Below are 12,319 nucleotides of genomic sequence, written 5' to 3' on the forward strand. Positions count from 1 at the left end.
GAGGGAGGATTACCTTGAGAACTGCAACGAGAAAGCTTTCTATGCTGCTGGTGCTCTGTATGCTGACAGGTCTGTTCGGAGCGATGCCGGGCTCCGCTAGCGAGGATGGCGAGAACCTGTTCTCCAACGGCGGATTCGAGCTTGTAACCGCAACTGGAGCGGCGACCTGGAACGGAGGGCAACGTCCGGAAGATTGGACTTTATGGCGGGCCAGCGGTAATGCCGACATATCGGTTACCGATCAGGTCCGTTATTCGGGGCAATACGCCGCGCAGATCGTGCACGGCGCGCCAAGTCGTACGGCGTTGACGACAAACGCCCGTGTCGAGAGCGGCCAGCGTTACCGATTGAGCGCATGGATCAAGACGGAGGAAGTCACGTCCGCTCTAGGTGCATTCATCCGTACGCAATATTACAAAACGTTAAACGGCGTTGACGGAAGCACGACTCACGAGAAGGTAAGCGATGGTGCGTCGACGGAACGGATGCGCGGTACGAATGACTGGACAAAGCTCGAGGTATTGGTAACCGTGCCTGCAGAGGCCAGATACCTCGTCGTAGAACCGTTTTTCGAAACCGGTTTGGGGAAAGTATGGTTCGACGAACTGCGGCTGGAAGCATGGGATGGACCGACGGACTTGAAGCTGCAGCCTGAAGCGACGGCTTTAAATGTCGGAGACACCCAGCTCTTGACGCCGATATTTACGCCAGAAGGAGACTCTGTACCGCTGCAATGGCAATCGTCCAATGAAAGCGTAGCGGCTGTTCAGAATGGATCCGTTACGGCAATCGCGAATGGAAGCGCTGTTATTACGGCAACCGGAGCTGACGGATTGCTTCGCGCCCAAGCTGCAATAACGGTCGAGTCTACGGAAACAGTCGCCGCATACAGCGAGCTTAGGCAAAGATGGTTGGACAAGCTGACGGGCGTAACGCTTCTTCCGCCGGATGATTCCGATGCCAATGCATTCCTGACTGCGCTGGTAGAGAAGGTTTCCAATGAAGACGGAACCGGAAGTTGGGATTTGCTGAATACGGCTCCCGATGCAGAATATTTGTGGGATGGCGGCATTCGCGGCAATAATGCCGATTCCGCGGTTATGAGCCGAGCTTATTCGACGATCAGGGAGATGGCTGTCTCCTATGCAACCCCGGGTTCGCTATATTATAACAATGCGGAGCTGGCGGCTGATATCGTACGGGCGATGGAATGGATGCACACCCATCAGTATAACGAAAACAAAACAATCGTTGGCAATTGGTATGATTGGGAAATTGGCACGCCGCAAGCCCTGATGGATTTGAACGTGCTCATGTACGACGTGCTGACCGCAGAGCAGCGGGAGCGTTATATGAAAGTGATCGACAAATTTGTGCCCGATCCAAAGAAAAGGGTGCAAAACGCCAATGTCATCGAGGTTGGCGCCAATCTGCTCGATAAAGCTCTTGTTGTTGTATTGCGCGGCATTGTCGGAGAGCGCGGCGACAAGATTGCGCTGGGCGGAGGCGTTCTGCCGGATGAATTCGAATATGCGACTAGCGGCGACGGCATCTATGCGGACGGCTCGTTGATTCAGCATTACAATGTCGCTTATTCCGGCGCTTATGGCAGCGTGCTTGTCGGACGCGTAACCGATCTGCTGTATTTGCTTGACGATTCGCCTTGGCCTATTGATGATCCCCGTCTTTCCCGCGTATACAATTGGCTGGAAGACAGCTTCGAGACGTTAATTTACGACGGGGCCATTATGGACAATGTCAAAGGCAGAAGCATTGCGCGTCAGCAGGATTCGGATCATCTGGCGGGACGGGGAGTTATCCGGACGTTTGCCCGTCTGGCCCAGTTTGCGCCGGAGCCTTACGCGAGCCAGATGAAAAGCGCGATCAAGGAATGGGTGACGAAGGATACCAGCTTCGACAATTATTACGAGGGAGTGGGGCTGTACGACGTTGCTGCTCTGAAAGCGATCGTGAACGATCCGGGCGTAGCGCCTCGCGGCGAATTGATTAAACATCAACAATTCTCCGCGATGGATCGTATCATGCATCTGCGTCCGGGCTTTGGCTTCTCGGTCAGCATGTTCTCCGATCGTATCTCCGCCTTTGAATTCGGGAACGGAGAGAACAAGACGGGCTGGTATACCGGGATCGGAATGACCACGCTATATAACAGCGACATCAGACAATACAGCAACGATTATTGGCCGACCGTGGACATGTTCCGACTGCCCGGAACGACGACGGACGGTTATGCGATTGCCCCCGCCGCATGGGGAGCCTACATGAACGGCAAAGACTGGGTCGGCGGCGCATCCATCGATGAGCTGTACGGAGTTGCCGGCATGGATTTCTCCTTGGGGCAAAGCACCGGCAGCAAGCTGCAGGGCAAAAAATCCTGGTTCATGTTCGACGATGAAATCGTGGCGGTCGGCTCGGGCATTACAAATACCGATTCCCGCAAAGTCGAAACGATTGTGGAAAACCGCCAGTTAAATGAACAAGGCAGCAACAAGCTGATTGCGGATGGCGAGGCCATGTCGACGGAAGCAGGCTGGCAAGCGCAATTGTCCGGCATTAGCTGGGCGCATCTGGAAGGCAATACTCCAGGCTCCGATATCGGGTACTACTTCCCCGGTACGGCCGATATTAAGGGCATACGCGAGGCAAGAACCGGCTCGTGGCGAAATGTGAACGACAGCGGTTCGACGGAGCCGATCACGCGCCATTACGCCAGCCTTGCTTTCGATCATGGCACGGCGCCGCGCAACGAGTCTTACTCGTACGTGCTGTTGCCTGGCTTTGCAGCGGAACAAACGGAGAGCTACAGCGGGCATCCGGATATTGAAATCATTAGCGACAGCTCCAATGTGCATGCGGTGCGCGAGAGCGGACTCGGACTGACCGCGTTCAACTTCTGGACATCGGATACAGCCGACTTCGTTCGCAGTTACCAGCCGGCATCCGTCATCGTGAAGGAGGACGGAGAGAAGCTGACCATCGCCGTCTCCGACCCGACCCAGAAGCAGGACAAGCTGGTGCTCGATGTAGGCAAGGCCGTGCTGGAACAACTGGAGGCGGACTCCGGCATCCGGGTGACCCAGACGGAACCGTTCCTGAAGCTTGAGGTGGATACGGCGGGAGCGCTTGGAGGCACGCGGACCGTAAGCTTCCGTTATGACGCTTCGCAAACTCCGGATATCGGTACTGACGAACCGGAAGTTGGCAAGCAGGAGATTGTATATGTGTCGGAAGATACGTATACCAATGCCGGCGGCAAAGCGGCGCAGAACTTTGGATCGGTTGGTTATCTGAATGTCAAGAAAGGCGTAGGAGACTACTTGCGTCAAACTTGGCTGAAGTATGATATTAGCCATCTTGACGGCCCGATTCAATCAGCCAAACTGATCGTTTACGGGAAAACCAATGATTCACGTTCCACGGAAACGGAAATTACCGTTCACGGCGCCGCTTCCGATGACTGGAAAGAACAGGAGCTTACCTGGAATACGATGCCGGCTGTCGGGGGAGCGCTCGACCGGGCCCTTATTGACGGACCGGATGACTGGCGGGAGCTCGATGTAACGAGCTTTGTGCGCGAACAACTGGCGGGCGACGGAACCGTCAGTCTGGTCTTGCAGGGGACAAACGACTATACGGTGGAAATTCGCGGCAAGGAGAATCAAGCCGGGTTGTACAAATCGTATTTGCTGATTACGTTCGCAGCCGCCGAAGGCGATCTGAACGGCGATGGCGAGCTGACGCTTGGCGACCTGTCGATTGCTTCGGCCCATTACGGGTTAAGCAAGAACAGTCTCGGATGGGATGGCGTCAAGGCTGCGGACCGGAACGCCAACGGGATAATCGACGATGCCGACTTGCAATGGTACGGTTCGCGATTGCTGAGTGGAAATCCATCCGAAAGGGGAGCTGGGGACAAGTGAAATCGGGCAAACTGCGAACGGGTCTAATTATTACGACGATATTGTCATTGGTGTTTACGCTGCTGCAGCCGACTCCTGCCGCTGCCGCGCAGCAGACGGAAAAGCTTGGCGAGCTGCGTCTGAAATGGTTCGATTTCCTGACTGGCGGTACAGATATTGATCTGCAGGATGAAGATATTAAACGTGCCGCTCAGGCGAACGCGGCTAAGGTGACCAATGAGTCCGGCACCGGGGCGTGGGATACGATGAACAAACAAGAAGGTCGTTCATCCTTGTGGGCGGACTACAACAGCACAACCAATTCGAGCCATATCACCAATTCCTACAATCGATTAAAGGATATGGCGATTGCGTTTGCGACGCCTGGAACGAAGTTGCATAAGGATACCGGGCTGCGGGATGATATCCTCGCGGGCATCGATTGGATGTATCAGAATCGCTACAACGTAACCAGAGCTTCATACAACAACTGGTGGGATTGGGAGATCGGAGCGCCGCTTGCGCTTGCCGATATCGTCACGCTGATGTACGACGATTTGAGCGAAGAGCAGATTACGGCTTATACGAGCACGATCGACCGTTTTGTGCCTAATCCGGACAAAAGATTGATCGGCGCGCCCGGATTGACGGAGACGGGAGCCAATCTGATGGACAAAGCGCTGGCTGTCGTGCTGCGCGGCATTCTGGGGAGCAACGAGGCCAAAATCGCGCAGTCGCGCGACGCGCTCGATTCGGTGTTCCCTTATGTGAGCGGCGGAGATGGCTTTTATAAGGACGGTTCGTTCATTCAGCACAACAATATCGCGTACACGGGAAGCTACGGAAGCGTGCTGCTCGGCAATATGGGCAAGCTGCTGACTCTTCTGGCCGATTCCGACTGGCCGGTCGACAGTCCGGGTTTTGAGAATGTGTGGAATTGGGTGACCGACTCGTTCGAGCCGGTCATCTATAACGGGCATATTATGGAGATGGTTAGCGGCAGGGCGGTTTCACGCTATAACAATAATACAAGAGGCGCGGTTTGGACGATTCTGCGGTTGTCTCAGTTCGCGCCGGAAGAAGAAGCACAGCGCTACAAGGAGATGGTAAAGGAATGGCTCCTTGCGGATCAGTCTGTTGCAAATCCGTATGAAGGCGTGCCGATTCGCGACATCGTGGCGCTGAAAAAATTGCTGAACGACGATTCGATTGAACGTCGCGGCGGATTGGCCCGCAACTATGCGCTCACGGCTATGGATCGTATCGTCCATTCGCGCGAGGCGTTTACGTTCGGCATCAGCATGTCTTCTACACGCATTGCCAACTACGAAGGCAGCACGAACGGCGAACATACGAAGGGCTGGTATACAGGCGACGGCATGACGTATCTGTACAATCAGGATGCCGGTTATTATCGGGACGGCTTCTGGCCGACGATAGATCCGCTGCGGCTTGCGGGTGTCACTTCGGACGGCAAGCAGCGCACCGCAACCAGGACGACAAGCTCTACTTGGGTCGGCGGTTCGTCGCTGGACAAGGCGTACGGCGCGGCAGGCATGGATTTGTCTCCGCCCGGCAGCGATCTGAGAGGCAAGAAGTCGTGGTTTATGTTCGATGATGAAATTGTGGCGCTTGGCGCCGACCTGACGACCGGAACGCCAAGAACGGACGGGAAACAGGTCGAAACGATCGTCGAGAATCGGATGATTGCATCGGCGGACGAGAATGCGCTGACTGTCGACGGCGAGATGATGCCGGCACAGTCCGACTGGTCGGAGAAGCTAAGTCAAGTAAAATGGGCGCATATTGCGGGTACGTTGCCGGGGGCGGATGTCGGCTACTATTTCCCAGGGGGCTCGGATGTTAGCGCGCTGCGCGAGACGCGAAGCGAAGCGTGGAGCTCGATCAATCCTTCGGGGCCGGCGACCCCGCTCACGCGCAATTATTTGAGCCTGGCTGTCGAGCACGGCGCGAAAGCGACGGCTGCGGAGTATGCTTATGTGCTGCTTCCGGGCAAAAATACCGGAGATACGAACATGTACAGCGAAAATCCGGATATTCGCATCTTGAGCAATACCGCCGCTATACAGGCGGTACAGGAGACGAAGCTCGGCGTTACGGGCATCAACTTCTGGCGGGCCGGGGAAACGGAGCAAGTACGCGCCTATCAGCCCGCTTCCGTGATGGTGAAGGAAGCAGGAGACGAATGGACGGTTGTGGTCTCCGACCCGACGCAAGCACAAGCCAAAGTGAGAGTAGAGTTGGCGGCAGTCGCGCTGGAACAGCTTGAGGCCGATTCGACGGTTACGGTCTTGCGCTCTTCGCCGTCCGTGCTGCTGGAGGTGGCGACCGCGGGTACGAAAGGCGCCAGCCATACGATCAAGCTGAAGGTGGACCCGGACGCCGATACCGGCTTGCCTGTCGAGGAGGGCGTTTCCCCGGATCCGGAAGCGGTGATCCGAGTGGATGTGACCGCGGATGCTTATGTCAATGGCGGAGCCAATGCCGCTGTCAATTATGGAAATACAGGTTACTTGAACATTCGTAACGGTACGGGTCTATATGACCGCAGAACGTATCTGAAATACGATCTTTCCACGCTGAGTTCCGAAGTCGAACGCGCTTATCTTTATGTCTACGGCAGAGTGAACGACAGCGCGGGAGGCACTGCGAACATAGGCGCTTATGCCGTGGAGGATGACAGCTGGGCGGAAACCGGCCTGAATTATAACAATAGGCCGGCCGAAGGCGCTCGCATGGATGACGTGACCTTCAATGCGACTAATGAGTGGAGAAGCTTCGATGTGACGTCATTTATAAATCAGGAGCTGCTGTCCAATGAAACGGCGACGGTTATGCTGCGCCAATTCAATGGCGACAAGAGTTCGGAAATACGAAGCCGCGAGAATGAAGGCGGCACTTACCGTTCGTATCTGGAACTGTTGATGAAGGATGAGACGGCGCCGGCCACGACCGTTCGTTTCGAAGCGGATGCGGCATCGGCCGGTCTCGACGGTCAGCCGGTCACGCTGCTGGTTGAAGCCCAGGACAATGAGGGCGGTTGGGGCGTATGGCGCACGCAGTACCGCATCAATGGCGGAGGCTGGATGACGGTGGAGTCGGGCCGGATCGTGCTGCTAGGCGACGGCAGCTATAAGGTAGAATACCGCTCCACCGACAAGGCGGGCAATGTGGAGCAAACAAAACAGCTTGCCGTTACGATCTTTACTCCGACCGCGGAGCTTGTCGGACCGGAGCAAGCGATCGCCGGCGAATCGATAGAAATGATGTATCGCATTAACACGGGTTTGAATCATTTGTACGCAAGCGAATTCGTAGTGGATTATGATTCGGAAATGTTGATTTTCGATTCTGCCGAAGCCGCTCAAGGGCACATCATTGTGGCCGGTCTGGCCAATGAACCGGGCCGTCTCGGCGTCATCGTGGCCGGGCTTGGCCAGCCGCTTGTCGGCAATGAAAATTTGGTCAAGCTTGTGTTCAAAGCAGCATCGGTAGAAGAAACGGCAACGACAAGACTTAAGATTGTCGAAGCGCAAGCAGCGGACCGCACCGGCAAGGAGCTGACGCTGCGTCCGACTTCGATTGCCGTCACCGTCAAGGCGCAGACGGAGGAACCGGGCACGGGCGAACCTGGCACCGGGGAACCTGGAACGGGTGGACCAGGTACAAGTGAACCGGGTACAAGCGAACCGGGAACAGGCGAACCAGGAACAAGCGAACCGGGTACGGACGAACCGGGTACGGAAGAGCCGGGCACAGACGAACCGGGTACGGATGAGCCGCGCGAATGGTCGGATGTGCAAGGACATTGGTCGGAGAGCGTAATCAAGGAGGCAGCTAAGCTGAATTGGTTAAATGGTTATCCTGACGGTACGTTCCGTCCGGACAAAGCGATGACCAGAGCGGAGTTCGCCGCATTGGTGGTCAGGGCGCTCGGACTTTCCGGAGCGAATACACTGACCTTTGCGGACACGGAGCAGATGCCGGAGTGGGCGCGCGATGCGATTGCCATCGGCGTACGCAATGGATTTATCGCCGGATACGAGGATAACACATTCCGCGCGAACCGTCCGATTACCCGCCTGGAGATGGCGGTCATGATCGCGAGAGTGCTGGAGTTGACACGCAGCAAGCAGACGGAGCATGTGTTTGCCGATGCCGGCGACATACCGGCATGGGGGCGTGACAGCGTTGCCGCCGTATTCGAGAACGGACTGTTCCAAGGTAAAGGAGGCAATCGCTTCGCGCCGAATGCAGGAGCAACCAGAGCCGAGGCGGTAACAGTCCTTCTGCGCGCTTTGAATCGGGAATAGATGAAACGGCGAAACGATGAATCAGCGAATTAGCTAAACGAGGAGGTCCTCAATCCCATTTCATTTTGGGATTGGGGGTCTTTCATTTTGACTACATTGATCCAATCGCACCTCGCGATCACCAAAAACGGGAACGATGGGGAAAAGGTAAAAATAGTGCACGTATCAACCAAAAATTTCGCCTGCCAACACCCCCCGCTCTGCTTATCCTAAAGTTGCCAGAGTTATATGAATAGCCGGTCCTCGGCTTCATTGGTATAATTTTTGCATAGAGTGAGAGTTCAAAAAGTTTGATCGAAAGCGGACTTTTTGAACAACCTCCTAAAGTGAGAGTTCAAAAAGTCCGGTTTTCAGCACCGAGAAGATTGAAAGAAGGCAGAAACTGAGGAGCGGAGCGTAGTGGAAGCTACGTGAGCACCTGCAATGTTTCCGGAGGAAACATACTTCGTAAGCATTCGCTTAGTTTCGCCTGAATTCAAGATTCGATGTCGAGTACGCTACTTGGGATACTTCGTGATGGGAAGCGGACTTTTTGAACAACCTCTTAAAGGGAAAAGAGGCGATCGGCTTGTTTAGAAGTACTTACTACCGCAGAATTCAGCTGTCTTTTCTATTGTTGATCGGGCTGCCTATCGTGACGATGTCGATTGTTTCCTTTATTGTCATTCGGCAAAACATGGTAGATAAGCTGCAGATGAGCAATGACAATTTGCTGAACGTTATGGCCGCGGAGATCGAAAAAACGATTGACGATATTAGTTTTTCTTCGCATTTCATGGTCAACGACAGCAACTTCCATAACTATTTGAAGGATTTTGCGGATACGGCCAGATTGGGCTCCCACGAGGATTACAGCAGCTTTGTCTGGATCGGGGACGGACTGTCGCTTATTTCATCCAAACCGCTGAACAATTATATTAGTATGTATCTGATCAATCGCGCCGACTTTATGATTGCGTCGAACTCGGCAACGGACTTGACGCTTATCAAAAAAAATCTGCCGGGGCTGATGGAGAAGGTAAACATGAAGCTGCCGGAAACGCTGCAATGGCTTGGCATGGCCGACGGGGCGACGCCGGGCAAAGGCAGTTATTTTATCGCCCGCGTCATATACGACCGGGAGGAGAACCGAGAGTTGTCGGTGCTGTTGATCTCACTGGCGCAGCCTTACTTTGAAAAAGTGCTGCAAAATGTCGAGTTTGGCGAAACGGCGTTGTTCGATGCGGCCGGTGTCAGAATCGCCGGAAGCGAGAGGATTGAACCGGACGGATCGCCGAATGCGGAGATCGAATTTCGATCCGAGGTGACGCTGGGGAAAACAAACTGGACGCTTGTGTACGAAGCCGCGGAGCAAGAAATTTTCGGCCGGATGTCGCAAACCTTCTACGTCGGCTTCGGCATAGTCATCCTCTCCTTCATCATCTTCTCCGTCTTTTCCATGTTTGTTGCAAGACGACTGCATAACCCGATTCAAAAGCTTCAGCGCGTTGTGCGCCAATTCGGCGGCGGCAATCTGGATGCGCGGCTCGAGGTCAAAGGGCAAGACGATATCGCCGAGCTTGGCCATACGCTGAATACGATGCTGGATCAGATCAAAAGTTTGATTTCCGATATCGAGAACGAGCAGGAGCGGAAGCGGGTCATGGAGCTGGAGGCGCTATTTATGCAGATCCGGCCCCACTTTCTCATCAATACGCTTAATTCGATCAAATGCAGTCTCATCCTGAAGAAAGATATGCTGCACAGCGGCACGATCGATTCGTTGATGAGCCTGCTGCGGGCCTATCTGAAAGTGAACGAGCCGGCAATGCTGCAGGAAGAATGCAAACTGCTGGGCCATTATATCGACATTATGAAAATACGCAATGAAATTCCGCTCCAATTGATTGTGGAGCTGGAGGACGGGCTGGAACGCTTGATCGTTCCGAAGCTGGCGCTTCAGCCGCTGGTTGAGAACGCGATCGTGCACGGGCTGACGGATGAGCCCGAACCGATTATCCGGGTACAAGGAAGCCGCCAGGCGGGCCGCGTCGTCATCGCGATCGAGGATAACGGCTCCGGCATGGAGGATCAGGAGCTGGAGCGGCTAAATGTCCGGCTCGCCAGCGATGACGAGCAGGAGCATTCCGCTTATGAGCGCGTTGGGCTTGTTAATGTGCTTCAGCGTCTCCGCCTGACATTCGGGCCAAGCACTACGATGGAGATGCGCCGTAATGAGCAAGGAGGCGTAACGGTCGTTCTGACGCTGAATCAACCGATGATAGATCGCAGCTTGTCAGGACAGGAGAGGGGTGGACAGAATGCATAAAGTGCTGTTGATCGACGATGATGTGCCCATGCTGAAGCTGCTGCAGCAGATGCTGCCTTGGGAGGATATGCAATTACGCGTCGTCGGAGCGACCTATTCGAGCGCCAAGGCGCTGCATCTGTTCAAGGAGACGATGCCGGATATCGTCATTACCGATATCGGTTTGCCGCAGAAGAACGGCTTGGAGCTTGCTGCCGCGTTCGCGGAGCTTAAGCCGGATGTCCGGCTGATCTTCTTGACCTGTCATGAAGATTTTCATTATGCGCAGCAGGCAGTCAAGCTGAACGCCGACGATTATCTGCTCAAGGATCAACTGACGGCCGAGCAGTTGAAGCAAAGTTTGCGCAAGGCGCTGCGATTGCTCAAAGCCAAGGCGACCCGCTTGGAGCCAGAGGTGACCGGGTACAGCACCGAGCTGTACAAACACGGTCTGTTCCAGCGCGTGCTTCACGGACTCGAGTCGGACGCAACACGCGAGCAAGCGGCTCAATTGGGCGTATCCTGGTCCTACCCGTGGTTTATGTTCAGTATCGTGCACGTGAACTATATCACCTTCGACGAGCATTATGATCATGGCGATTTGTCGCTTGTATTATATGCGGTCTACAACATCGCGCAGGAACTGGCCGAACCTCACGAGGGAGTGACGGTGTTCCTGCTTGGCGATCATTTGGTCGTCCTGCATAATTTTCGTGTTAATCTGGCCAGAAATGCAGAGCTTCAATTAAGCAAGTTCGTGCAGGAGCTGCGGCTCCAATGCGAGCGTGTGTTGAAGCTACGGCTTAGCATCATGTCCATGACCGACAAGCTGGAGCTGCGGGGGATCGGGTCGGTGTACCAGCAGCTGCTGCATGGCAAATTCGAGTTCTACGAAGGCGATGATCTGGTTGCGCCCGATCTGGGAGGGCTGCTTCAGCATATGTTTCTGCAGGCGCCGCCGCGTTTCCTGGAGCATTTCAAGCCGGGACTGGAGCGGGCGCTGCTTGTTCAGGATGCGAATGCTCTGTCCGACATCGTTCGGCAGATGGGAGAGGCCGCCAGACAGCAACGCACCGAGCCGGATCAATTTATACGGGACGTCGTTTACTTGCTGCGCAGGATGGAGATGATGTTTGCGGAAAGCATGCGGGATGAATCGTTGTACGATTATTTGTCATTGACCCGGACGATTGCGGACGCTTCGGCCCTGACCGTCAGAAAGCTGGTCGAAATTTCGGGAACCCCGAAGCACGGGTCGGAGAAGGCGGTTCAGGAGCCGAAGCTGCAGGTGATCCAGCAGTTTATTGACCGGCATTTGTCGGAAAACATCACGTCGATCGACATCGCGAGGTATCTTTATTTGAATCCCAGCTATTTCTCCCGCTACTTCAAGCGGCTGACGGGCGTTAATTTTACCGACTATGTCCATCAGTACAAAATGAAAATCGCCGCCAAAATGTTGAAGTCATCCGACCAGACGCTGGAATCGTTGGCGATCGGCCTCGGATATTCGGAGCGTACTTACTTCTCGAAAGTTTTCAAAAAGTATATTGGCATTTCTCCGAGCGAATACAAGCTGAAACACGCCGCGCCGGGCAAAAACGCCAAGTAGTATTAAAGGTTAAAGCCGCTCTGCGATCGTTCGCCGAGCGGCTTTTTCCACGTTTCATTCGAAAGCCAAAGCTTAAAAGGAAGGGTCAAAATTATGCACGCGACAGGTCATAATCCATCCTTGGGACGTCCCCGTCTATCCTTTATGCTAATAACAAAGAATGATA

Annotated in this window: 4 protein-coding genes; all 4 read left to right on the forward strand. The window is 54.5% G+C overall.

What is annotated here, in order from left to right; genetic code table 11:
- Positions 1 to 14: 14 nt before the first annotated feature.
- A complete protein-coding gene (locus KJW29_RS30505) occupies positions 15 to 3,941 on the forward strand; it encodes a polysaccharide lyase family 8 super-sandwich domain-containing protein (RefSeq protein ID WP_214627423.1) in 3,927 nt (1,308 codons plus the stop codon).
- The gene (locus KJW29_RS30510) at positions 3,938 to 8,254 is read left to right on the forward strand and encodes a polysaccharide lyase family 8 super-sandwich domain-containing protein (protein WP_246608445.1); all 4,317 of its coding nucleotides are present in this window, start codon (positions 3,938 to 3,940) and stop codon (positions 8,252 to 8,254) included. Before KJW29_RS30505 ends, KJW29_RS30510 begins: the two co-directional genes overlap by 4 nt.
- A gap of 568 nt (positions 8,255 to 8,822) precedes the next feature.
- On the forward strand, positions 8,823 to 10,562 hold the full coding sequence (locus tag KJW29_RS30515) for a cache domain-containing sensor histidine kinase (protein WP_214627425.1): 1,740 nt from the start codon (positions 8,823 to 8,825) through the stop codon (positions 10,560 to 10,562).
- A complete protein-coding gene (locus KJW29_RS30520) occupies positions 10,555 to 12,153 on the forward strand; it encodes a response regulator (protein ID WP_214627426.1) in 1,599 nt (532 codons plus the stop codon). The genes KJW29_RS30515 and KJW29_RS30520 overlap by 8 nt, the downstream gene beginning before the upstream one ends.
- Positions 12,154 to 12,319 lie beyond the last annotated feature (166 nt).

The sequence above is a fragment of the Paenibacillus agaridevorans genome (genome assembly GCF_018604145.1).
Lineage (GTDB): Bacteria > Bacillota > Bacilli > Paenibacillales > Paenibacillaceae > Pristimantibacillus > Pristimantibacillus agaridevorans.

Bases quoted from the DNA above. Each gene is read 5' to 3' on its own strand.
- KJW29_RS30520 (WP_214627426.1), top strand. From the start codon at position 10,555: ATGCATAAAGTGCTGTTGATCGACGATGATGTGCCCATGCTGAAGCTG.